20 protein-coding genes are annotated in these 22,674 nt (G+C 63.0%); 3 read left to right on the top strand and 17 right to left on the bottom strand.

The window, feature by feature from the left end; genetic code table 11:
- Positions 1 to 242: hypothetical protein (locus IV091_RS12815; RefSeq protein WP_293469311.1), on the top strand; the 242-nt coding region annotated here is incomplete at its 5' end.
- Here the strand turns inward: IV091_RS12815 and IV091_RS12820 are convergent.
- From IV091_RS12820 to IV091_RS12845, 6 genes are all read right to left on the bottom strand, one after another.
- The gene (locus IV091_RS12820; RefSeq protein ID WP_293469313.1) at positions 232 to 2,403 is read right to left on the bottom strand and encodes an exonuclease domain-containing protein; all 2,172 of its coding nucleotides are present in this window, start codon (positions 2,401 to 2,403) and stop codon (positions 232 to 234) included. The two genes, IV091_RS12815 and IV091_RS12820, sit on opposite strands and share 11 nt — an antisense overlap.
- Complete coding sequence (locus IV091_RS12825; protein WP_293469314.1) at positions 2,400 to 2,774, bottom strand: response regulator; 375 nt, start codon at positions 2,772 to 2,774, stop codon at positions 2,400 to 2,402. Before IV091_RS12825 ends, IV091_RS12820 begins: the two co-directional genes overlap by 4 nt.
- A 26-nt stretch (positions 2,775 to 2,800) precedes the next feature.
- Positions 2,801 to 5,536, bottom strand: a complete 2,736-nt coding sequence (locus tag IV091_RS12830; RefSeq protein ID WP_293469316.1) for a sensor histidine kinase — start codon at positions 5,534 to 5,536, stop codon at positions 2,801 to 2,803.
- A gap of 2 nt (positions 5,537 to 5,538) precedes the next feature.
- A complete protein-coding gene (locus tag IV091_RS12835; protein WP_293469318.1) occupies positions 5,539 to 5,751 on the bottom strand; it encodes a hypothetical protein in 213 nt (70 codons plus the stop codon).
- A gap of 119 nt (positions 5,752 to 5,870) precedes the next feature.
- The gene (locus tag IV091_RS12840) at positions 5,871 to 6,224 is read right to left on the bottom strand and encodes a hypothetical protein (protein WP_293469320.1); all 354 of its coding nucleotides are present in this window, start codon (positions 6,222 to 6,224) and stop codon (positions 5,871 to 5,873) included.
- Between the two features lie 147 nt (positions 6,225 to 6,371).
- Positions 6,372 to 7,508 carry a VC_2705 family sodium/solute symporter gene (locus IV091_RS12845; RefSeq protein ID WP_293469322.1) on the bottom strand — a complete coding sequence of 379 codons (1,137 nt, stop codon included), beginning with the start codon at positions 7,506 to 7,508 and terminating at the stop codon, positions 6,372 to 6,374.
- 116 nt (positions 7,509 to 7,624) lie between these two features.
- On the opposite strand from IV091_RS12845, the gene IV091_RS12850 reads away from it, so the two are divergent.
- On the top strand, positions 7,625 to 7,897 hold the full coding sequence (locus tag IV091_RS12850; RefSeq protein ID WP_293469324.1) for a hypothetical protein: 273 nt from the start codon (positions 7,625 to 7,627) through the stop codon (positions 7,895 to 7,897).
- Positions 7,898 to 8,247: 350 nt separating this feature from the next.
- Here IV091_RS12850 and IV091_RS12855 read toward each other — a convergent pair whose 3' ends face one another.
- From IV091_RS12855 to IV091_RS12870, 4 genes are all read right to left on the bottom strand, one after another.
- Positions 8,248 to 8,562 carry a hypothetical protein gene (locus IV091_RS12855; protein WP_293469326.1) on the bottom strand — a complete coding sequence of 105 codons (315 nt, stop codon included), beginning with the start codon at positions 8,560 to 8,562 and terminating at the stop codon, positions 8,248 to 8,250.
- A gap of 185 nt (positions 8,563 to 8,747) precedes the next feature.
- Positions 8,748 to 10,502 carry an MFS transporter gene (locus IV091_RS12860; protein ID WP_293469344.1) on the bottom strand — a complete coding sequence of 585 codons (1,755 nt, stop codon included), beginning with the start codon at positions 10,500 to 10,502 and terminating at the stop codon, positions 8,748 to 8,750.
- A 474-nt stretch (positions 10,503 to 10,976) separates the two neighbouring features.
- The gene (locus IV091_RS12865) at positions 10,977 to 12,410 is read right to left on the bottom strand and encodes a bifunctional serine/threonine-protein kinase/universal stress protein (RefSeq protein ID WP_293469328.1); all 1,434 of its coding nucleotides are present in this window, start codon (positions 12,408 to 12,410) and stop codon (positions 10,977 to 10,979) included.
- 1 nt (position 12,411) lies between these two features.
- A complete protein-coding gene (locus IV091_RS12870; RefSeq protein ID WP_293469330.1) occupies positions 12,412 to 13,152 on the bottom strand; it encodes a metallophosphoesterase family protein in 741 nt (246 codons plus the stop codon).
- 377 nt (positions 13,153 to 13,529) lie between these two features.
- Here IV091_RS12870 and IV091_RS12875 point away from each other — a divergent pair, with 377 nt between their 5' ends.
- Positions 13,530 to 13,709 (top strand): hypothetical protein, encoded by a 180-nt coding sequence (locus IV091_RS12875; RefSeq protein WP_293469348.1) that lies wholly within the window; start codon positions 13,530 to 13,532, stop codon positions 13,707 to 13,709.
- Positions 13,710 to 13,871: 162 nt separating this feature from the next.
- On the opposite strand, the gene IV091_RS12880 is transcribed toward IV091_RS12875, so the two are convergent.
- The 7 genes from IV091_RS12880 to IV091_RS12910 all read right to left on the bottom strand — a co-directional run bounded on the left by IV091_RS12880 (position 13,872) and on the right by IV091_RS12910 (position 22,672).
- A complete protein-coding gene (locus IV091_RS12880) occupies positions 13,872 to 14,621 on the bottom strand; it encodes a YbaK/EbsC family protein (RefSeq protein WP_293469332.1) in 750 nt (249 codons plus the stop codon).
- A gap of 2 nt (positions 14,622 to 14,623) precedes the next feature.
- Positions 14,624 to 15,532 (bottom strand): hydroxymethylglutaryl-CoA lyase, encoded by a 909-nt coding sequence (locus IV091_RS12885; protein ID WP_293469334.1) that lies wholly within the window; start codon positions 15,530 to 15,532, stop codon positions 14,624 to 14,626.
- A gap of 95 nt (positions 15,533 to 15,627) precedes the next feature.
- On the bottom strand, positions 15,628 to 17,472 hold the full coding sequence (locus tag IV091_RS12890; protein WP_293469336.1) for a putative nucleotidyltransferase substrate binding domain-containing protein: 1,845 nt from the start codon (positions 17,470 to 17,472) through the stop codon (positions 15,628 to 15,630).
- A gap of 108 nt (positions 17,473 to 17,580) precedes the next feature.
- The gene (locus tag IV091_RS12895) at positions 17,581 to 19,287 is read right to left on the bottom strand and encodes a cation acetate symporter (RefSeq protein WP_293469346.1); all 1,707 of its coding nucleotides are present in this window, start codon (positions 19,285 to 19,287) and stop codon (positions 17,581 to 17,583) included.
- Between the two features lie 17 nt (positions 19,288 to 19,304).
- A complete protein-coding gene (locus IV091_RS12900) occupies positions 19,305 to 19,613 on the bottom strand; it encodes a DUF485 domain-containing protein (protein WP_293469338.1) in 309 nt (102 codons plus the stop codon).
- 163 nt (positions 19,614 to 19,776) lie between these two features.
- Positions 19,777 to 20,697: a glyoxylate/hydroxypyruvate reductase A gene (locus IV091_RS12905; protein ID WP_293469340.1), complete on the bottom strand. Its 921-nt coding sequence runs from the start codon at positions 20,695 to 20,697 to the stop codon at positions 19,777 to 19,779.
- Between the two features lie 19 nt (positions 20,698 to 20,716).
- Positions 20,717 to 22,672 carry an acetyl/propionyl/methylcrotonyl-CoA carboxylase subunit alpha gene (locus IV091_RS12910; protein ID WP_293469342.1) on the bottom strand — a complete coding sequence of 652 codons (1,956 nt, stop codon included), beginning with the start codon at positions 22,670 to 22,672 and terminating at the stop codon, positions 20,717 to 20,719.
- Positions 22,673 to 22,674: the final 2 nt, after the last annotated feature.

Genomic DNA, 22,674 nt, shown 5'->3' on the forward strand with positions numbered 1-22,674 from the left:
ATCTCTGTCATTGCGAACGAAGTGCGGCAATCCATGACTGCGCTTTTTCTACGATGGATCGCCACACTTCGTTCGCGATGACGAATCGGGGACGGGATCGGATGCGGCGCCGGGGAGCAGAACGCGCCAAGCGCGTTCTGGGTATTTGGCTGTTGGTATTTTTTCTTTTCCCCGGCCAGTCCAACCAAGCAGGGCCAACCAGCGACGAATTCAATAGCCCATCTACACACGTCAATACTTGAGCCGCGCATAGTAAGTCGCCTGCGCCGCCTCCCGCGCCTGCCGCAGCGTGTGAATCCCCATGGCCTGCAACAGCGGCAGCAGCCGCAGCAACACCTCTGCCGTCACCATGGCATCGCCCAGCGCGGTATGCCGGCCCAGCACGGTGATGTTGAAGCGCTCGGCGATCGCTTCCAGCCGGTGCGACTCCTGGTTCGGATGCACCACGGCCGACAGCAGCAGCGTATCCAGCACGGGCTGGTGAAAGGCGATGCCGGTACGCGCTTCCTGCAGCTGCAGGAACTTCATGTCGAAAGCGGCGTTGTGCGCGACCAGCACGGTGTCTTGCGCAAACGCATGAAAGGCGGGCAACACCTCGGCGATGCGCGGCTTGCCCCTGACCATCTCCTGCGTGATGCCGTGAATCGGAATCGAGGCCGCTGAAATGACGCGGCCCGGGTCCACCAGCTGCTCGAACGACTCCTGCCGCAGCAGCTTGCCGTTGACGATGCGCGCCGCGCCGATCTGGACGATCTCGTCGCCTTCCGACGGGTTGAGCCCGGTGGTTTCGGTGTCGAACACGGTGAAGGACAGCGACGACAGCTGCTGGTCATCGAGCGCGCTACCCTGTTCGCTGACCTGAAACAGATCGAAATCGTAGTATTCAGGCCGGCTCTCGTTGTGCATGATCTGCGCGGCTTCAAGCTGCTCCTGCGCGCTCGCCAGCGGCAACAAAAAGCGAAAGAAGGCCTGGTGCCGCACGCGCTCGCGCTCAAACCACATTTCGCCGCCGTGGCGCTCGACCACATCGCGCACCGTGAGCGGCGTGCTGTGCGCGCCAAAGCGCATCGGGTCCATTTCCCAGGTCATGACGGTTTCGGTGCTCATGACCCGGCCGGACCAGACCAGATCCAGCTGCGCGCGCGGACCGGCCTGCTGCAGCCGCAGCTGCAGGAACTTGACGTCGAATTCATCGACCAGCCGGCCGGCCAGGTAGGTCAGCGCCTGCAGCAGCGTGAAGCTTTCCACCTTGAGCCACAGGCTGGCATCGGCGCCTTCGAGCGTGACGGCGCGCCGGCAATGGGCTTCGATCTGCCGCTGCGCGGCGGTCACGAAGTCGGTGCCCAGCATTTCCTCCAGCGGCCAGCGGGTCTTGAGCCCCTGGGTCGAGCGCTGCACCAGGTCGGTGATGCGCTGGCTCATGGCGCTCACTTCCTCCTTCACCACAGCCAGAAAGCGCTCGCGCATGGCGGGCTCCAGGTCGGCGTAGCCGAGCATGTCGACGGCGGCCTGCATGTTGGCCAGCGACGAGCGGCTGCCCTCGGTCAGGCCGTGCAGCAGCCGGTCGCGCAGCGACTCGTCTTCAAAGCGCTGCGTGACGTTGTCGAGCATCAGCACAAAGCCGCTGATGCCGGCCCCCGGCTCGGTGCCGCTCGCCTGGTCACGCACCGGGGCCATCTGCGCGCGCAGCAGCTGGCCGGTGCGCGTGGTGGTGACAAACTGGGCCGACGGGCTGGCCACGCCCCGGCGCAGGCGCTGGTGAATGGTTTCCAGCGCATGCGCGACCAGCTGGCGGTCGAACACGGCGTAGATCGAGCGGCCAAGGCCCATCAGCTCGGCGCCGTCGGCCAGCGTGGGCGCCTCTGACAGCGCGCGAAACTGCATCCGGGCGCGGCTGTTGTAGAGCAAAATCCGGCCGTCAAGGTTGCACACCACCACGCTTTGGGTCAGTTCGGACATCAGCGCGGCCAGGCGGTTTTTTTCCTGCTGCACGCTGCGGCTGGCCTCGGTGATCTGCTGCGCCACGTCTTCGCGCAGGCGGTCGCGCTGCGCGGCCAGTTCGTTGATGGCGCCCGCCAGGTCGCGCAACTCGGCGCTGCCGTCGGGTATCAGCGGCTGCGGCTCGCGGGAGGCCAGCAGCACGCGGGTTTGCTCCAGCAGGCGGGCGGGCGCATGGGCATAGCGCCGGTGCAGCAGGTTCAGCACATAGGCCGCCCCCACCAGGGCCGCCACCCAGCCCATGCCCAACAAGGCCATGCGGGGGCCCAGCACTGCGCCCACGGTTTTGCGCTCGGCGGACTCCAGCGTGGACCAGACCATCACCACACTCAAGCCCATCCAGGCGGCCAGGGCCAGCCCGACGAGCGCAATCGCCAGGATCAGCCGGCGGTCGGGCGGTTTCATGGCTGCTTGCCGAGCATTTCGGCGACTTTTTGCACCAGCTCGCGCGTGGAAAATGGCTTGGTCATGTAGGCGTTGGCGCCCAGCGCCAGCCCCTTGGCCAGGTCGGTGTCGCGGCCCTTGGCGGTCAGCATCAGGATTTTGGTGGCCTGCAGCTCTTCATTGGCGCGCACCGCCTGGCAGACCTCGAAGCCGTTTTTTTTGGGCATCATCACATCGAGCAGCACCAGGTCAGGCCGCTCGCGGGCGATGGTGTCCAGCGCCTCCTGGCCGTCGCGCGCCACCAGCACGGTGTAGCCTTCGCGCTTCATCAGGTATTCCAGCGAAATCACGATATTGGGTTCGTCGTCAGCGATCAGGATTTTTTGGCGCATGTCTTGTCTCCTTCAGGATGGCTGGTTTACGGCAAGGGCACGGGCGCGGCCCATGGCAGGTAAAACGAAAAGCAGGCGCCCTCCCCGCTGCCGGCTTCCAGCCACAGGCGCCCGCCAAAATGTTCCACGATCTGGCGGCTGATGGGCAGGCCCAGGCCCGTTCCTTGGGGCCGGCTGATGCCATCGCCGCCCTGGCGGAAGCGCTCGAAAATCAGCCCCTGCTGCTCGGGCGGCACCCCCGGCCCATTGTCCTGCACCCGCACTGTCAGCCCGCTGACATCGCTGTCCAGGCTGACGACCACCCGGCCGCCGGGCACGGGCACGAACTTGGCGGCATTCGACAGCAGGTTCAGCACCACCTGCGTCAAGCGGTCGGGGTCGGCCCGCAGCAGGCGCACCTGCGGCGGCAAGTGCAATTCCACCGCGCACTGGCGCTCATGAAACAGCTCTGCCGTGGTGGCCACGGCCTGGCGCAGCAGCGCGCCCATGTCCACCTCACTGTTGTGCCACTCGGCATTGCCCGACTCTATTTTTGCCAGGTCCAGCACCTGGTTGACCAGCCGGCTCAAGCGCTCGGTCTCGGCCACGATGATGGCGGTGAATTGCTGGCGCTGCGCCGGCGCCATGTTGACGTCGTCCTCCATCAGTTCGGCCAGCGCGCGAATCGAGGTCAGCGGCGTGCGCAGCTCGTGCGTGACCGAGGACATGAAATCGTCCTTGAGCCGGTCCAGGCTCTTGAGCTGCTCGTTGGCCTGGCGCAATTCGGCCGTGGCCTGCTCCAGCGAGCGCGACTTGTCTTCGAGCTCGCGCGAGTAGGCGCGGACCTGCGACGTTTCGTCAAGGATGCGCAGCACGTCCTCGGGCGTGAGCACCTCTTCTTCGGCCACCGAGGCCACCAGCACCCGCGCCGAGGCGCTGCCGACCGCGCCGGCCAGCTGGGTTTCGACAAACTGCACCAGCCGGGCATCGGGCCGGATGTCATCGACCTCATGCACACCGACCCGCCGGGCATAGGACGCGAACAAGGCCCTGGCCTTGGCCGCGCCCATGAAGCGCTCGCACAGGCGCAGCAGATCGGGCACGTTGGCCTGGCCACGCCAGAACACCGGGCTCGAAGCGGCGGTGCGGTGAAACACGTCGACAAACAGCAGCGCCTGGCTGGCCTCCTGCCCCGACGGCGCGCGCCACAGCGACAGGCCGACATAGGCGCCCACATTGAGTAGCAGGCTCCAGAACAGCGCATGCGTGAGTCCGTCCAGGCCCTGCAGGCCGAGCAGCTGCTCGGGCCGAAGCAGCGCCAGCCCCCAGGGACCCAGCGTCAGAAAGTCGGTGCTGAGCCAGCCCGATTTGGCAATCGACGGCAGCATCAGGGTGTAGACCCACATCAAAAACCCCGCCAGCAAGCCGGCCAGCGCGCCGCGCCGGGTACCGCCCTTCCAGTACAGCCCGCCCAGCACCGCCGGCGCAAACTGGGCCACGGCGGCAAAGCTGATCAGGCCAATGCTGACCAGCGCATAAGCCTCGCCCGCCAGGTGAAAGTAGACATAGCCCAGCACCAGAACGCCCAGGATGGCGGCGCGCCGAATGCCCAGCAGCAGACGGCTCAGGTCATGGCCGGCGCCGCCGTGAAAGTGGCGCGAGCGCAGCAGCAAGGGCAACACCAGCTCGTTGCTGACCATGGTGGACACGGCGATGGTTTCGACGATCACCATGCCAGTGGCGGCCGACAAGCCGCCAATGAACACGAACAGCGCCAGCGCGTGCTGGCCGGCGGCCAGCGGCAGCGACAGCACGAAGTTCTCGGGGTTCATGGGGCTGGCGCCAAAGTACAGCAGCCCGCCCAGCGCGATCGGCAGCACAAACAGGTTGATCAGCAGCAGGTACAGCGGAAACACCCAGACGGCGCGGCGCAGATGGCTTTCGCGCACGTTTTCCACCACCATGACCTGGAACTGCCGGGGCAAAAACAGCACCGACAGCATGGACAGCAACATCAGCGCAAACCACTGGGTCCAGGCAAACTGGCCGCCCTGCTCCAGCCGCGTGAGGCTTTGCAGCGCCGGCACCGCGTGCGCGCGGGCAAACAGGTCGGCCAGGCCGTCGAACAGGCCATAGACCACGAACAGGCCCACGGCCAGAAAGGCCAGCAGCTTGACCACCGACTCGAAGGCGATCGCCGCCACCATGCCCTCGTGCCGCTCGGTGGCGTCCAGGTGGCGCGCGCCAAACATCATGGTGAAGCCGGCCAGCACCAGCGCCACATAAAAGGCGCTGTCCTGCATCCAGGGCAGCGGCGCCGACGCGGCCGCGCCATGGGGCGTGGTCATCAGCGCGTAGCCCGCTGAAACGGCCTTGAGTTGCAGCGCGATGTAGGGCACGATGCCGACCACGGCGATCAGCGTCACCAGCCCTGCCAGCAGCGGGCTTTTGCCATAGCGGCTGCCAATGAAGTCGGCAATCGACGTGATGCGGTAGGCCTTGGCAATGCGGATCATCTTGCGCAGCACCATCCAGCCCAGCACCATGGCCAGCGTCGGCCCAAGGTAGATCGGCAAAAACCACACCCCGCCAGACGCAGCCCGGCCCACGCTGCCAAAGTAAGTCCAGGCAGTGCAGTACACGCCCAGCGACAGCGCATAGGTCCAGGGGTTGGCAATGATGGACCGGCCCTGTGCGGCCCGCCGGTCGCCGTACCAGGCCACCGCGAACAGCAGCAGCAAATAAGCCAGCGAGGCGCCGATGACCACGGCGGGCGAGAGCATGCCTAGTCGTCCTGATGGGTCTGACCGGGCCGCTCCATCTGCCAGGCCAGCAAGGCAATCAGCAGGGCCCAGAGAATGAACAGCGCAGCGGGAAATAGCGGCACACCGAGCAGCGTGGCATTGCGGTCCCAGAGACCCAGCAACGGAAAGTCAAACAGCAGCCAGCCGCTCACAAAAAGCGCAAGCAGCCGTTGTGCCGCCAGTCCCTTGAACATACGCGTCTCCTTGTCACTATGGGTGCACCGCGGGCACGCACCTTGTCGTTGCATTGTGACGCGGTCACCGCGCCCGGTGCCAGGCGGGGCGCCGTGATTCGCGGCAGGCTTGACGCAGATCAGGTTTTAGGAAGCGACGCGCTGGCATGGGCGTGCCGGGACAGCGCGAAATCCATGAAAAATTTGCACCAGATGGTGCTGCCGGCAATCGCCGACCAGGTGCTGTAGTCGAGTTGGCCGAGCAGCACGCTCACGATGACCACCATCGTCACCACGCCCGCGACCAGGTTGACCGCCGCTTCATAGGGCGCGAACCTGGCGGGATTGGGCGGCGACTGGCCGCGCTTGAGGGCGACCTCCGAGAAATCGCGCTTGACGATGATGCGCCACGCACGGCGCAACCAGAAAAAAGCAATGGGAAACAGCGCCAGAAAAAGAATCCACGTCAAGGCAACGCTGAAATCAAAAACCATGAAGGACTCCGTGGACCCAGCCGTGCCGCAAGCAGCCTGGGCCGATTCATTAAAAAAGGCCCTGCCAGCGCAGCCAGCAGGACCTCCATTGTCACTCCCCGCCCGCTTGCGCGGGCAGGAATCGGCGTCAAGCCGTGGCGGGCAAACTCAATGGCCGCCAGTCACCGCACTGGAGCCACGCGGAATACGCACAGCTTCGACCATCGCCTGGATGTGCGCTGGCGGCTCTTTGGTGACCTTGTCGACCAGGAAGGCCACCACAAAGTTCACCATCGCGCCGACGGCACCGAAGGCTTCCGGCGTGATGCCGAAGAAGCTGTTGGCGCCGCCTATCATGGGCAGGAAGTCCGTGCCCTTGATGAAGAAGATGCCCTTGTGTGCAAACACATAGAACAGCGTGATGAAAAGGCCCGCCATCAACTCGCCTTTTTCGCTGATGCCTGGCATGAAGATATTCTTGACCAGGTCATGCGACACGGCAGACGAAATCGCCATCAGCAAGCCTGCAGCGGTAGACAGCGCAGCAGCCAGGCCACCCGCAGCCACCAGCGCAATCACCCAGTTGGGCAACAACGCGATTTCAGGATTGGCCAGCACGATGATGTCGGGGTTCACCGTCAGCTCGTTGCCCTTCCATCCGGCGGCAGTTGCCTTGGCCGTTGCCGCCGCATTTTTGCTGGTGTCGTTGTAGTACTGGATGCGGCCATCGCCGTTCTTGTCTTCAAACTTCAGCAGACCGGTTTTTTCCCAGCGCTTCATCCAGTCGGGGCGATCCTCGTTCTTGATGCTGGCTTCAGGGGCATACAGGTCGCCGCCGGCCTTCACCGCGGTGTTCACCGTGGCGTGCAGGTTCAGCTTGGCCATGGCCGCCACGGCAGGCGCCGTGGTGTACAAAATGGCGATAAAAACCAGTGCCCAGCCGGCCGAACTACGCGCGTCCTTGACCGAAGGCACCGTAAAGAATCTCATGATGACGTGGGGCAAGCCAGCGGTTCCTATCATCAGCGACAGGGTGTACATGAACATGTTCAGCGTGCTGCCCGCCGTGGTGGTGGTGTACTGGCCAAAGCCCAGGTCAGTCACTACAGAGTCCAGCTTGGCCAGCAGCGACATGTCGGTGCCGGAAAAACCGCTGCCCAAGCCCAGCTGTGGAATCGCGTTGCCCGTCAGCTGCAGCGAGATGAAGACCGCCGGCACGGTGTAGGCAATGATCAGCACGATGTACTGGGCTACTTGGGTGTAGGTGATGCCCTTCATGCCGCCGAACACGGCGAACAAAAACACAATTCTCATACCTACGTAAATGCCCATCTCGTTGCTCGTGTCCAAGAAGCGGGAGAACGCCTAAACTCTCTTCTCTTCACTTCAATCTTTGATACATGAGGCAAAGGGACCCTGCCGTGACCGATCTTGTACTTTCGCAACTGACCGACCCGTTTCGCATCGGTCTGATCATCGCCCTTGTGGTCACGATGATCAGAACATCCGCTGTGACCGGGCGCGCCCTGCCTTTAGCCCTGGGTGTGGTGTTCGTAGCCGTGATCCTGCCCACCACCATGCCAGGCGGCGCGGCAAGCCTCAGCAATGCCATTCTTGCAGGGCTGATCTCGAACCTGATCATATTGGGACTGGTCCTTGCCATTGCGGCGCTGGTCGCACGACTACGCCGCTGAAATTCACTGACTGATCCTAGATCAAGGCATCCATCGTGCGTGCGTGGAGGTGAGTGGCTGGCATGATCCGTAGGCATGGGTGTGCCCGCGGGTAAGCATGGCCAGACACAAAGGGCGAAAAGGCTTTGGCGCCCAACAGCGGCGCACATCGTTAAAGCGCCCGAAGCGTGCCTCGTCTGGAAACATCAGCCGGACAGGTTCGCCTCGCGCTTCTTTGTAAAGGCCGTGGAGCGTTTCGAGAAGCTTTTCCCCCCACTCTTCTTGGGCCACAGTATCATTTTGTAGATGGCACTTGTCCGGGGCCAACCTCCGCCAATCATGGCGATCAGCAGCGTTTAAACAGACGACCGTCAGCGCATCATCAAGGTGATGCTTGATTTGACCGACCTAAATGTCGCCGCCCCCACGCGCTGGGACGGCGCTATCGCGTGCGGCCTTTCGGTGAAGGAATTGGTGAGCTGCTTACTGGCCCAGCCGATGGACAGTCCGGTTGCTTCAGCGGTCTGCTCCAAGCTCAACGCAAATCGCAATGAAAATATCTCCGCCTGCACGTAGCGCAGCTGTTCGGCAGTTACGGCATTGGAGATGGCTTGTATCGCAATATGAACAACTTCTTCCCCCGTGCAATTCTGGCCATGACGAAAGCCGAAATTGATACGTTTCAATGATGTGGATCTATTTAGTTGCGGACGCGGGCATCTCGCTTGCCCTTTCCTGCTCCCTGCAAATCCGGCGCAGCGCGCTGCGCCGGATTTGCGGGAAACAGACCAGCCTGGCCCCTTGGGGCTGATGGCCGTATCGCAAAAAAGGCCGGACCAGGGACCCGAAAGCCCCAGTCCGGCAGTTGGATTTACTTAGCGCTGTCGCCGGCGAAGATATCCTTCTTGTGGGTGCCACCCGGCACGAACAGCGTGCCGATCACCACCGTCATGACCGCAATCACGATCGCGTACCACAAGCCCGAGTAGATGTTGCCGGTCTGGGCAGAGATCGCAAAAGCTGTCGCTGGCATCAGGCCGCCAAACCAGCCGTTACCGATGTGATAGGGCAACGACAGGCCGGAGTAACGGATGCGGGTCGGGAACATTTCGACCAACATCGCCGCGATCGGGCCGTAGACCATCGTCACCAGCAGGACCAAGTAGGTCAAGATGAGAATGACCGTCATCTTCTGTGTCGTGAAAATATCGACGAAGTTCTGCGCCTTTACGATGGTCGTGTTGTCGGCTGGCACCAGCGGGTAACCCGCCTTCTTCAGCGCGGCGTTCAGACTGCCGTCAAAGGTTGCCTTCGCCTTTTTCAGATCGTCGCCGGTCAGTTTGCCTGCGTCATACGACTGGATCTCCGTTTCCCCAACCTTCACCATGGCCAAGGTGCCCGGTGCGGCTCCTTCAACAGTTTCGTAATTGACCGAAGTTCGCGCGAGCTGCGCCTTGGCGATGTCGCAAGACGATGTGAACTTCACCGTTCCGGTCGGGTTGAACTGGAACGAGCAGTCTTCTGCCGCTACCTTTACCGATACCGGGGTCTGGTGTGCGGCATAGATGGCTGGATTGGCCGTCTTGGTCAAAAAGCCGAACACGGGCAGGAAGGTGGCGGCGGCCAGCAGGCAGCCCGCCAGGATGATCGGCTTGCGGCCGATACGGTCAGACAACGATCCAAAGAACAGGAAACCCCCGGTACCCAGGATCAGCGACCAGGCCACCATCACGTTGGCGGTAAAGCTGTCGATCTTGATCACGTTCTGCATGAAGAACAGCGCGTAGAACTGACCGGTATACCAGACCACGGCCTGGCCTGCCACGAGGCCGAGCAGCGCGATGACCGCAATCTTGCCGTTCTTCCAGTTGCCGAACGCCTCGCTCAGCGGCGCCTTCGAAGTGCGGCCCTCTTCCTTCATCTTTTTGAAGGCCGGGCTCTCGTTCATCTGCAGGCGGATATAGAGCGAGACCATCAGCAGGAAGATCGAGCCGATGAATGGGACACGCCAGCCCCAGGCGTTGAACGCCTTGACCATGGTCGGGCTGCCGTCGGCCATCAACACAGCAACGCCATCCTTCATCAGGGCAACATCCGGATAGGCGCCGTTGACGTAGCCTTGCACCGACAGGATCACGATCAGCGACAGCAGCAGACCCAGCGTCGCCGTGGTCTGGATGAAGGCGGTGAAATAGCCGCGCTGATTGGCCGGTGCGTGTTCGGCCACATAGATCGCCGCGCCGCCATATTCGCCGCCCAGAGCCAAACCTTGCGCCATGCGCAAGGCGATCAGGATGATGGGAGCGGCCACGCCGATACTCTCGTAGTTCGGCAGCACGCCGACCAAGAAGGTCGATACGCCCATGATGACGATGGTCATCAGGAAGGTGTATTTACGGCCGATCATGTCGCCCAGCATCCCGAATACCAGCGCGCCGAATGGACGCACGATGAACCCTGCAGCAAAGGCAAGCAGCGCAAACACGTTCCGTGTGTTTTCAGGGAAAGCTGTGAAAAACTGCGCCCCGATGATCGCGGCCAATGCACCGTAAAGGTAGAAGTCGTACCACTCGAAAATAGTACCCGCCGAAGAGGCCATGATCACCTTCTTCTCTTCGCGGGTCATCGGACGGGATCGCTCCCGCACATTCGTCATCGTTTCAGCTATCGCCATTTTTCTTGCTCCATGTGTGTCCGGCAATTTGGCCGGACGGTTATTTTCAGAAGTTAGCCTCTGGATCGCTTCTCTCACTCCGGGCGCACGGCCCGGAGGCGATGTGATGTCACAGGCTTCCCACTACTTGCTGCGCTGCCCCTTTTCTGCCCAAACCCGAACCTCGACTGCCCTGGATGCCAGCAAGTCGATCCCCTGCAACACACACCATTCGTTGTTGGTTTTGGCTCTGTTGGCGCGACTGTGTAGGAGGTTTCTTACGGCAAAATTGCAGATTTCGAGCAATCACACCAATATCAGGGTAAGCCACTACCAAATAACTGACTATCCGAGGCGAAGCTTTCAAAAGTGAAGCATTCGACCGAGAAATGCTTGTACGGAAATGGGCTGGCAAGGCTGAGTGTTGCGGCAACATCCGGCCAAAGTTCACGCCTGCGCCACACCCTCGCGCCGTTCGGGCACCCGGATCACCGTCACCGAACAATGCGCCTCGGCCACCACCTGCGTCGAAACAGATCCCAGGTAGCGGCGCGCCGTCGAATGGCCGCCCGCGCCCAACACGATATGGCTGACGTGGTTCGCCGTGGCATAGTCAATGATCACCGGCCCCGGATCAGGCCCCTCCAGCACGGCAAAGGTCAACCGGTCCTCCGGCAGATCGATCCCCGCGGCCCAGGCCCTCAGCGCCACAAGCCGCACCACATGCAGGTTATTGCCCGCCTCGTCCGTGGCCTGATCGATGCCGATACGCGCGGTCTTCAGGACATTGACGCAAGCAATCCGCGCATCCGGCTGGGTCATCAGCATGCGCTGGACCGACCCGCAAAGGATTTCAGCCAGCCGCTCGCCCTCGGGGGAAAGATCCACCGCCACACAAATGATCGGCACCGAAGCAAGTTGTAGCGCCACCGAAACTGGTGTCGCGAACCGCCGTATCTTGCGCATCACGCGCCAGCGGTGGAAAACAGTCAGCAGGCTGTCTGGCCGGATCTTCATCGCCCGTGGTGTCAGCTTGATTTGCAGCGGATGCGCCAAATCGAACGCCATCTGCGCGGCTGTTTGATAACGGCGCATCGGGTCCACCTCCAGCGCGCGCAGGATGATCTCCTGCAACCACTCTGGCACCTCGGGCCGCAGGGCACGCGGCGGCACCGGGTCGCGCCACAGGCGTTTGCGCACCCCCTTCAACTTTTGAGGCATGCCGAATGGCAACTTTCCCGTGGCCAGTTCATAAATCATCGCGCCCAGAGCGAACAAATCCGACCGGAGGTCATCACGGCAGCGCAGATACTGCTCGGGCGCGATATAGGGAAACGTCCCCATCGGGATGGAAAATTCCTCGGCGAGAAGGTCCGGCAATTGATCATGGCGACTGAGGCCAAAGTCGATCAGCACCGTTACACCGCCCGACTTCTGAGAAACCGGTCGTTGCATCAAATTTTCCGGTTTCAGGTCCAGATGGATCACGTGCTGGCGGTGCAGTTCGGCCACTGCCTGCACCATTTGAGCAGCAATTTCCAACAGGTCTGACAGCGGCAGGGGCGCACGCTTGAACACGCTAAGCAACGACCCACCTTCGATCTTTTCGGTCACGATATAAGGCATCACCGAAAAATCTCCCACGCCCACCACCCGGGGCACATGGGGCCCGGACAGACGCGGCATGATCATCTGCTCCACCTCAAAGCCCACGATGGTGGGGCCGTCATAGCCGTCCATGATGATCGGGACCTTCATCACCATGGGTGTGGGATGGTCGGGGTGCGTTACCTCCCAGATTGTGGCGAAGGCGCCTTGATGCAGTTTTTCGCCCAGGCGAAAACCGTCGATCTCCATCCCGGGATGCGGAAGTGTCGGCATGTCATTCTCCTCTGACCAAGCGAAGCGCCAGTTCTTCAGGCAGGCCCGCCACGCGCATCTTATGAACCGTTTTCGCAGAGTCGTATGGCACCCTGCGAAAGGTCAGCTCATTGGTCCCAGTGTCCAGCAGCGCATAACCTGCCTGTGCAATCCCGTCGCGCGGCTGGCCCACCGCACCCACCACCGCCAGCCAGCGGCGCGAGCGAATCAGAGGAATCGGCGTGGCCATGCGGAACGCTTGCACCCGCACCACTCCGCCCACGTCGCTACTGGCCAGCAGGGGCACATGCACATGCCCGCACAGGATGATCCGGGCATCGCAGGAACGGAACGATCCCCTGGCCATGCTGGCCGATGTCACATAGATCCACGCCCCCGGATCATTGGCCGAGGCATGAACAAAAAGCACATCCCCCGCCGTTACCGTCAAGGGCAAGCCTGCCAGAAACGCCCGGTGCGCGTCGGTCAGTTGGGCCTTGGTCCAGACCATCGCCCGTCTGGCATTGGCGCTCAACGATTCGACCCCACCTGCGGCCGCACTGTCATGGTTGCCCCGGATGCAGACCGCCCCTGCCTCCACCAGACCGGCGGCCTTATCAGCGCACCATTCGGGGTCAGGGCCGTAACCCACCACATCGCCCAGAAGCACGATCCGGTCCACCCCGCGCGCGGCTGCATCGGCCAGAACAGCCTCAAACGCCTCCCGGTTGGCGTGGATATCGGTCAGAACGGCAAACCTCATCGGAACCCCCTCCCAGAACGTGGCACGGATCGTCCTGAAAACGCCCCAACCCCGCCATGTGGCGGATCAAGCTGGCATAGTCACAAATATCTCAACCATCATCACAGCACCACGTCCTTTCAATTCCTTAATTTCGCTGGGGAGTGGCGCCTGCAGGATTCAAAATCGATGCCGACTGAAGTGGTCTCAGTGCTCAATCGTGAGCCCTCAGCATCAGGTATGGAGTATGCAGCGTGTCATGGTAAATCCCAAGATGGGTCGCCCTCAAACGTGTACAACCCCAAGGACACCACCAGCGCCTGCGGCCCAAAGTCGGCCACGCCCTGCAAGGCGGTGTGCCAGACTTTAAAACTCGTACTGCGCGGCAACAGCAGGTTGTGATTGAAGCCCACCCCGGTGCCCCACTCGCCGGCGTGGCGCAGCGCCTGGCCCTGCGCAGCAAGATGACGGATGACGGCCAGGAGCCGCACCTTTTGATGATGACCGCCACGCCGATTCCGCGCACGCTGGCCATGAGCTACTACGCCGACCTGGACGTGTTGACCATCGACGAGTAGGGGGGTTAGCGATAGGACGTCAAGGGAAAACACCTAGACACACTTCTCACAGCAAAAAAGCGCTTTGCCTGTGTGTCCCTGGCCCATTAACGGCGCGAGCCGCCTGGCGTGCCGCCACCAATGGCGAGCCTGTAAAAGGCCGGCCTGGGCAGCGGCGGGGCATCAAGCCTGCAAGGCCTGCATGCGCTGCGCAATGACGCGCCAGACGGCGCGCTTGCTGTCATCATGGGCACCGCTCCAGCCGGCGATTTCGCTGCGTGTGCGAAAGCAGCCTTCGCACAGGTCCGTCCTGGCGTTCATGCGGCAAATTGAAATGCAGGGCGACGGGACATCGGCAGCGGTGTCCACCGTGCGCAAGCGCAAGGTCACCAGGGTGATGGCGCGCGCCAGCGCCTGTTGCTCCTCTTCGGTGTCCACCGCCAGATCCGCCACGGGCGCATCGGTCAGGCGTTCAAGCGCCTTCGGCGACAGCCTGAACACCGCATGCGGATGGCCGGCCGCCGCCCACAGTTCGTCAAAACGGAACAGCGACTGGTCAAGCAGAATCACCACGGGCGCGGCGTGGGCCAGCGGTGCCACGCCGCCAATCGAAAAGCCGGTGCTCGCCTTCACAAATGCCGCATCGGCCCGCCCCAGCCGCTTGCCGCCACAGACCAGTGCCTCGACCTTCTTCTCGTCCACGCGCTGGTCGCCAGAGGTCACCACCAGCACGGCGGCATCGTCCAGTTTGCGCCGAAAAACAATGCTCTTGGCAATCTGGCCCATCGACACGCCCAGCGCGTCTGCCGCCTGCTGGGCGGTGCGCGCCGCGTCATCGAGCATGACGGGCGCATGCGGGTGTCCGCTGGCCTGCAGCCATGCGGCGACCCGCTGCACGCCTTCGGGCAGGTTTTTGACTTCAGCACCGCACATGGTCAGGCAGCCCTTTTGTTGAGCAGGGCCGTGGCAGCGCGGGAGCCGGGCGGGCGGCCCAGAAAATCGCTGATGAACTTGCCGGCGTCGATCAGCTTGTCCAGGTCAATGCCGGTTTCAATGTCCATGCCGTGCAGCAGGTAGACCACGTCTTCGGTGGCCACGTTGCCGGTGGCGCCCTTGGCGTAAGGGCAGCCGCCCAGGCCCGCCACCGACGTATCAAACTGCCACACCCCCAGCTCCAGGCTGGCCAGGGTGTTGGCCAGCGCCTGGCCGTAGGTATCGTGAAAATGACCCGAGATGTCGTTGATGTCGAAGTGCCGCAGCGTGGCTTCGAGCGCGCGCTGCACCTTGAGCGGCGTGCCCACGCCAATGGTGTCGGCCACGCCCACATGCTGCACGCCGATGTCCTTCATCAGGCGGGCCAGCATCTCGACGCGCGCGGGCGCAATCTCGCCCTCATACGGGCAACCGACGGTGCACGACATGGCGCCCCGCACATGAATGCCCTTGGCGCGCGCGGCTTCGACCACCGGGCGAAAGCGCTCGATGCTTTCGGCAATCGAGCAGTTGATGTTGCGCTGGCTGAAGGCCTCGCTGGCGGCGCCAAACACCACGATCTCGTCGGGCTGCGCGCCCAGCGCCGCCTCGAAGCCTTGCATATTGGGCGTCAGCACCGAATAGCACACGCCGGGCTGGCGCTGGATGCCGGCCATCACCTCGGCGTTGTCGGCCATTTGCGGCACCCACTTGGGCGACACGAAGCTGGTGACTTCGATGTTCTTCAGGCCGGCGTCCTGCAGGCGGTGCACCAGTTCGATCTTGACCGCAGCCGGCACCGGCTGCTTTTCATTTTGCAGGCCGTCGCGCGGGCCGACGTCGACGAGTTTGACTTTGGCGGGGAGTTTCATGACCGTTTCCTTTGAGTGCCGTCAGTATCGCAAAAACCGGTGCCGGCCTGGCGCGGGAAGGCCATGTTCAACACAGCGCTCGCGGCCGTCATGTGTCAGGCGTCAAGCTTGTAGTGCAGCCGCAGGAACAGCCTGAAGCGCTTGATGATGGCCAGCGAGTCCTTCAGGAGATCGCGGTCCAGCGTCCCCAGGCTGGAGAGTTGCGTCAGGTTGTCCAGCGGCTGGCCCAGCTGTTTTTGATGCAGGTTGTTTTTGAGCTTGAGGCCCATCACAAAATGCAGCGCCTCGGTCAGATCGCGCGCCAGGTCCTGCGCGATGTGCTGGCGGCTCGCCAGCGTGCGCAGGCGCGCCGTCGTGCCGACCTCGTCCAGGCGATGCTCCAGCGCCAGGGCGCGCACGCCATGCACGATGGGGAAGGTGCCCAGCTTTTTCAGGTCAAACACCGGGTCGTCGCCGGCGCGCAGCGAAGCCAGGCGGGTCCACCAGCCACCCGGCGCGCTGAATTGGTCGACCGCGGCGGCAAAGCGGGCAAAAAATGCATCGCTGCCGGCCATGCTGCTGTGGGCATAGTCCCTGGCCTGGCGCAGCAGCGACGCGTCGCCCGCCACCGCCCGGGCATCCATGAAAATCGCCAGGTTCATGGGCCCGTCGGCATCCGCCCCATACAGCCACTGCCGGATGCTGTCCTTGAAGCCCGTCAGCGCCTGGCACCACAGCGGATTGGTCACCATGATGTTGCCGGGACAGGGTGGATAGCCGAACGTGATCAAGGCTTGGTTGAACCGCTGTACGCTCCGGTCCAGTTCGCCGCACACATAGCCATCGCGCAGCAGCAGGGCGTTATCCTGGTCGGTCTTGAGAATCTGCTCACCCCGCCCTTCACTGCCCATCACGATCAGGCAACTGTTGGCGACCAGTTCCGCCGGCGCCACAAACGACCACAGGCGCGCAAAAATCTGCTGGTGGAGTTCGCTCACCAGACTGGCAATGAGCTCGACCCGGGCACCCCCGCTGTGCAGCAGCGCAATCAGGCTGTCCATCTGCAAGGCTGCCCGCTGGAGCTCCTCGAAGGTGCTGGCCTGCTCTACCTGCAGCGCAATCAGGTGAGAGTGGTTGGAGACAAAACTCATCAGGTCGAGCTGGCTCAGAACGCCCAGAATCTCGTCGCCTTCGCGCACCAGCACGCGGTGGACGCGGTGACGGATCATGGCCAGCAGGGCTTCGGACAGTTCCGCGTCTGCGGACAAGGACACCAGCGTGAACTGCGCGACGTCGCGCACCGTCAACTGCGCAGGCGGCACATCCCGCAGCAGGGCATCCCGCAAATCGGTGGTCGTGAACATGCCGATGCGCTCCACGCCATCCTGGGTATCGCGCACCAGCGCATTGCCCAGCCCCTGCGCCTTCAGCAGCCGGCAGACCGACACCAGGTCCAGGCTGCCATCGACAAAAAAGGGCTTGCGGATGTAGGCGTCCCGGACCTGCACCATCATCAGCGACAAAAATTCCCGGCTCTTGCGGCTTTCAGCCACGGCCGAGAGCCGGCGCGACAGGTCGGCAAACACCAGCGCGCTAAACAAGGCGTTGCCCGAAATCAGCGCCCGTGCCGTGGTGCCGGGCATCTGCCAGGCCTCGACCTCGTCCAGCGCTTGCAGCACGCCGCTGGCGCGGCCGGCCATCACGGCACGAAAGGCAAAAAAATCGGCCGGACCGTAGACCGCCACTACCTCGCCCGCTTCTAGCTGCTGCACATGCCCCTTGATCAGCACATACACGTGAAGCGGGTCCGCGTCCGGCGTCAGGATCACGGCATCTTTCGGGAAAGACACCCGGCGCAAGCTGCCCCGCACCAGCGCCTGCTGCTCAGGACTCAGGGCGTCGAAAGGCGGCGCGTGAAAAGGGAAATCTTCCGAGAAATGGTCAGAGAGATGGTCCGGCATGGCGGGTTTCCCATAAAAAAAGGACTGCAGGCAATGGTCCTGCAGTCCTTTTAGCTTATCGCAAGGCGGGCCACACAACCCACTGGGCCCGCCCTTGTCAAACAGACCTCAGTGGCCCGATGCACCCGAAGCGCCGATGCCGGTTTCAGAGCGCACCTGTTGCGCCAGGAAACCGGCGCGGTCAATCTTGGCCTGCTGGCTGTTGTCCAGGATGGAGAACAGCCAGATACCGACAAAGCCAATGGTCATGGAGAACAAGGCCGGCGAAGCGTAAGGGAACAATGCCGAACCGGCAGGGTTGCCCAGCGTGACTTCCCACACGGAAGGCGACACCACCGTCAGGCCCACCGAGGAGATCAGGCCCAGGAAGCCGCCGATCACGGCGCCGCGCGTCGTGCAGTCTTTCCACAGCACCGACATGAACAGCACCGGGAAGTTGGCCGAAGCCGCAATCGCAAAGGCCAGGGACACCATGAAGGCGATGTTCTGCTTCTCAAAGGCAATGCCCAGCACCACGGCAATGACGCCCAGGGCGACGGTGGTGATTTTCGAGATGCGCAACTCCGAAGCGCTGTCGGCCTTGCCCTTTTTGATCACGGTGGCGTACAGGTCGTGGGACACGGCGGAAGCGCCCGACAGTGTCAGGCCCGCGACCACGGCAACGATGGTGGCAAAAGCCACGGCCGAGATAAAGCCCAGGAACACGTTGCCGCCCACGGCGTTGGCCAGGTGAATGGCCGCCATGTTGCCGCCGCCGATCAGGCCGCCCTTGGCGTCCAGGAAGGATGGGTTGGTCAGCACGAAGGTGATGGCGCCAAAACCGATGATGAAGGTCAGCAGGTAGAAGTAGCCGATCCAGCCGGTCGCCCACATCACCGACTTGCGCGCTTCCTTGGCGCTCGGCACGGTGAAAAAGCGCATCAGGATGTGCGGCAGGCCGGCGGTTCCGAACATCAGCGCCATGCCGAAGGAGATGGCCGAAATCGGGTCCTTGACAAAGTTTCCGGGGCCCATGATGGACTGCCCGATCTTGGCGGCCTCTTCGGCGGTCTTGCCGCTGTCCGATGCCAGGTCAGCCTTGATCTTCACCGCCTGGGCAAACATGGCTTCAGGGCTGAAGCCGAAGTGCCAGAGCACCATGGCGGCCATGAAGGTCGCACCGCCCAGCAGCATGCATGCCTTGATGATCTGCACCCAGGTGGTGGCCGTCATGCCGCCGAACAGCACGTACACCATCATCAGCGTCCCGACGATGACCACCGCGATCCAGTATTCCAGGCCAAACAGCAGCTTGATCAACTGACCCGCGCCCACCATCTGGGCGATCAGGTAAAAAGCCACCACGACCAGCGTGCCCGAGGCCGCAAAAATACGGACCGGCGCCTGCTTGAAGCGAAAAGCCGCCACGTCGGCAAAGGTGAACTTGCCCAGGTTGCGCAGTCGCTCGGCCATCAGGAAGGTGATGACCGGCCAGCCGACCAGAAAGCCGATGGAATAGATCAGGCCGTCAAAGCCGCTGGCCATCACGGCCGCCGAAATACCCAGGAAGGAAGCGGCCGACATGTAGTCGCCCGCAATCGCCAGGCCGTTCTGAAAGCCGGTGATGCCGCCGCCACCGGTGTAGAAGTCAGCGGCAGATTTAGTCTTGGACGCGGCCCACTTGGTGATGAACAATGTCAACACCACAAAGCCGCCGAACATGCCAATGGCGGTCCAGTTGGTGGCCTGCTTTTCAGCCTGGCCCAAATCGGCGCCGGCAGCCCATACGGTAGCCGACACGCCAAACAGCGCCAGCAGCGTCAGGATGCGACGCATGTTTTCAGATTTGTAATTCATTTGAGCACCGCCTTGGTGATGTCTGCCGTCAGGTCGTCAAATTCCTTGTTGGCGCGCTTGACGTAAATGGCTGTGATCACGATGGTGAACACAATGACGCCGAAACCGATGGGAACGCCCACCGTCATGACGCCCTCGCCCAGCCGCTGGGAAAGAAACGGCTTGTTGAAAGCCACCAGCAGGATGAAGCCGTAGTACACGACCATCATCGCCAGCGTGAGCCACCAGCCGTAGCTGGTGCGCTTGGCTCTAAGCTCACGGTATTTCGGATGGCTCGCAATCCGTTGAACCAAATCATCATCCATAGCGCGGTCTCCTGGTAATAATATAAATACGCTGAGACGCAGATTAAGCCGAAGGACTTACGATGTACTTACCGGGCGCTTACCCGTCGCTTACGAATCCCCGCATAAGCAAAGGGGACATCCGGTGACAGCCGCCTGGATGAAGAGGCGCGAAGGGGAAGCGTTAATAGCCGCGAGCCGGATCTACTACACCGGCCACCGCCTCGCCGCGCTGCAAGGCAGCGATCTTGCCGGCGATCTGCGCAATGCTTTCCTCGCGAAGCGTACGGGCCGAGGTGTGCGGCGTCACGGTGATGTTCGGGTGCGTCCAGAACGGATGCGCCGCCGGCAGCGGCTCGGTGCGGAACACGTCGAGCGTGGCGCCGGCCAGGTGGCCGCTGTCAATCAACGCAATCAAATCCTCGTCCACCAGGTGGCTGCCGCGCGCCACGTTGATGACATAGCCGCCCGGCTTCAGACGCGCCAGCGTGCCCTGGCACATGATGTTGTCGGTATCCGGCGTAAGCGGCAACAGGCAGACCAGGATGCGGCTGGCGGCCAGGAAATCGTTGAAGCCGGCCTGGCCCGAAAAGCATTGCACGCCTTCAATCGCCTTGGCCGATCGGCTCCAGCCTATCACTGGAAAATCAAACTGCGCCAGCGCCCGGCCGACGCGTTCGCCCAGCACGCCCAAGCCCATCACACCGACCGGAAAATCGGTGCGCAGGCGCGGCTTGCGGTACGACCATTTGCCTTGCCTTGCGTCCGCCTCATAGCCGTCAAACTCGCGGAAATGCCGGATCACCGCATGGCACACATATTCAGCCATCTGCACCGACATGCCGGCGTCATCGAGCCGCACCACAGGCACGCCGGGCGGCAGGCGCAGCTTGAGCAAGGCATCGACGCCAGCGCCGATATTGAAGATGCCCTTGAGCTGCAATTGCTCGTCGATGAACTGCTGCGGCGGCGCCCAGACCACGGCATAGTCGGCCGGAGCAGCGCCAGCAGACCAGACCGCTACGTCAGCGCCTGGAAAAGCGGCCCGCAGGCCTTCCAGCCAGGGCTGGGCTTTGGTGTCGGTGCAGCAAAAACTGATGCGCATGCAGGCTTTCAGAAAAGTTTCAAACCGCAATCTTAAGCAGCTCCGACCCCTCCGTGACCTGGTCGCCGGGCGCGTACATCAGCTCCTCGACCACGCCGTCGGCCGGCGCGGCAATCGTGTGCTCCATTTTCATGGCTTCCATCACGGCCAGCGGCTGGCCCTTGCTGACTTGATCGCCGGCCTTGACCAGGAACGACAGTATCTTGCCGGGCATGGGCGCGGTCAGGCGGCCGCCTTCGGCGTGGCTCTCGCCGGCGTGGGCCAGCAGGTCAATCGCTGTGATCTGGGTCGCGCCCCGGGCGGTAAAGACATGGTCGACCTCGCCTTGCGTATAGACCGCTGCCGTCAGGCGCTGGCCGGCGAACTGGATGTCCACGCCCTGCGCGCCGTTGGCAAACACCAGCGGCCCCGACACGTCGCCAACGGCTAATTGCAGCGCGCCGTCATGCCCATAGGTCAAGACGGCCTTGGCGGGCTCGCCCTTGAATTCGAACTCGAACGGCCGCTGCGTCACGCCATGCGTTTGCCAGCCATCGCGGCGGCTGAACGGGTCGCGGCCTTCGCTGGCTTGTTCGCCCAGCAGCGTCTGCGCAACCGCGGACGCCGCCGCCATCGGCAGCCCGACCGGCTCCTGCTTGAACAGCACCGCTTCTTCGCGCGGGATCAGCGCCGTATCCAGATTGGCCTGGGCAAACGACGGGCTGCGCACGACGTAGCGCAGGAACTGCACGTTGGTGGAAAGCCCGACGATGCGGGTCTGCGCCAGCGCCTCGTCCATGCGGGCCAGCGCCTCTTCACGCGTCTGGCCGTGCACGATGAGCTTGGCGACCATTGAGTCGTAGAACGGCGAAATCGTGTCGCCCTGGCGCACGCCGTCGTCGATACGCACCGTGCCGCGCTCAAACGCCGTGCATACCGGCTTGCCGTACACATGCAGCGTGCCGGTGGTGGGCAGGAAGTTGTTGTCCGGGTTTTCGGCGCAGATGCGGGCTTCGATCGCATGGCCATTGATCTTGAGCTGGTCCTGCGCCAGCGGCAGCGGCTCGCCCGAGGCCACGCGCAGCTGCCACTCGACCAGATCGAGCCCGGTGATGGCTTCGGTGACCGGATGCTCGACCTGCAGCCGGGTGTTCATTTCCATGAAAAAGAAGTTCATGCTGCCATCGGCGCGCTGCTCGACGATGAATTCCACCGTGCCGGCGCCGACGTAGTTCACCGCACGCGCCGCCGCCACGGCGGCCAGGCCCATCTGGGCGCGCATCTCGGGTGTCATGCCGGGCGCTGGCGCTTCTTCCAGCACCTTCTGGTGGCGGCGCTGCACCGAGCAGTCGCGCTCGAACAGGTACACGTAGTTGCCGTGCATGTCGCCAAACACCTGAATCTCGATGTGGCGCGGGCGCTGCACGTATTTTTCAACCAGCACCGCGTCGTCGCCAAAGCTGTTGATGGCTTCGCGCTTGCAGGAGGCCAGCGCCGCCGCGAAATCTTCGGCTTTTTCAACCGCCCGCATGCCCTTGCCGCCGCCGCCGGCGCTGGCCTTGATCAGCACCGGATAGCCGATGCGGTCGGCCTCGTGCTTGAGCATGGCCGGGTCCTGGTCGCTACCGTGGTAGCCAGGCACCAGCGGCACGCCGGCTTTTTCCATCAGCTGCTTGGACTCGGACTTCAGGCCCATGGCCTTGATGGCCGAGGCCGGCGGGCCGATGAAGACCAGCCCCGCGTTGGCGCAAGCCTGCGCGAACTCCTCGTTCTCGCTGAGAAATCCGTAGCCGGGGTGGATCGCCTCGGCGCCCGTGGCCTTGGCGGCGTCAAGGATCTTTTCCCAGCGCAGGTAACTTTCCTTGGGCGCACTGCCGCCGATGTGGACGGACTCATCGCAAAAGCCCACATGCTTGGCCTCGGCATCGGCGTCCGAATACACCGCCACGGTCTTGATGGCCATGCGGCGCGCGGTGGCGGCAACACGGCAGGCGATCT

The organism is Polaromonas sp. (assembly GCF_018780625.1).
GTDB lineage: Bacteria > Pseudomonadota > Gammaproteobacteria > Burkholderiales > Burkholderiaceae_C > Polaromonas.

Excerpts from the sequence above, each read along its gene's own strand:
- IV091_RS12820 (WP_293469313.1), bottom strand. The coding sequence starts at position 2,403 with ATGAAACCGCCCGACCGCCGGCTGATCCTGGCGATTGCGCTCGTCGGG.
- IV091_RS12825 (WP_293469314.1), bottom strand. The coding sequence starts at position 2,774 with ATGCGCCAAAAAATCCTGATCGCTGACGACGAACCCAATATCGTGATT.
- IV091_RS12830 (WP_293469316.1), bottom strand. The coding sequence starts at position 5,536 with ATGCTCTCGCCCGCCGTGGTCATCGGCGCCTCGCTGGCTTATTTGCTG.
- IV091_RS12835 (WP_293469318.1), bottom strand. The coding sequence starts at position 5,751 with ATGTTCAAGGGACTGGCGGCACAACGGCTGCTTGCGCTTTTTGTGAGC.
- IV091_RS12840 (WP_293469320.1), bottom strand. The coding sequence starts at position 6,224 with ATGGTTTTTGATTTCAGCGTTGCCTTGACGTGGATTCTTTTTCTGGCG.
- IV091_RS12860 (WP_293469344.1), bottom strand. The coding sequence starts at position 10,502 with ATGACCCGCGAAGAGAAGAAGGTGATCATGGCCTCTTCGGCGGGTACT.
- IV091_RS12865 (WP_293469328.1), bottom strand. The coding sequence starts at position 12,410 with ATGCCGACACTTCCGCATCCCGGGATGGAGATCGACGGTTTTCGCCTG.
- IV091_RS12870 (WP_293469330.1), bottom strand. The coding sequence starts at position 13,152 with ATGAGGTTTGCCGTTCTGACCGATATCCACGCCAACCGGGAGGCGTTT.
- IV091_RS12880 (WP_293469332.1), bottom strand. The coding sequence starts at position 14,621 with ATGTGCGGTGCTGAAGTCAAAAACCTGCCCGAAGGCGTGCAGCGGGTC.
- IV091_RS12885 (WP_293469334.1), bottom strand. The coding sequence starts at position 15,532 with ATGAAACTCCCCGCCAAAGTCAAACTCGTCGACGTCGGCCCGCGCGAC.
- IV091_RS12890 (WP_293469336.1), bottom strand. The coding sequence starts at position 17,472 with ATGCCGGACCATCTCTCTGACCATTTCTCGGAAGATTTCCCTTTTCAC.
- IV091_RS12895 (WP_293469346.1), bottom strand. The coding sequence starts at position 19,287 with ATGCGTCGCATCCTGACGCTGCTGGCGCTGTTTGGCGTGTCGGCTACC.
- IV091_RS12900 (WP_293469338.1), bottom strand. The coding sequence starts at position 19,613 with ATGGATGATGATTTGGTTCAACGGATTGCGAGCCATCCGAAATACCGT.
- IV091_RS12905 (WP_293469340.1), bottom strand. The coding sequence starts at position 20,697 with ATGCGCATCAGTTTTTGCTGCACCGACACCAAAGCCCAGCCCTGGCTG.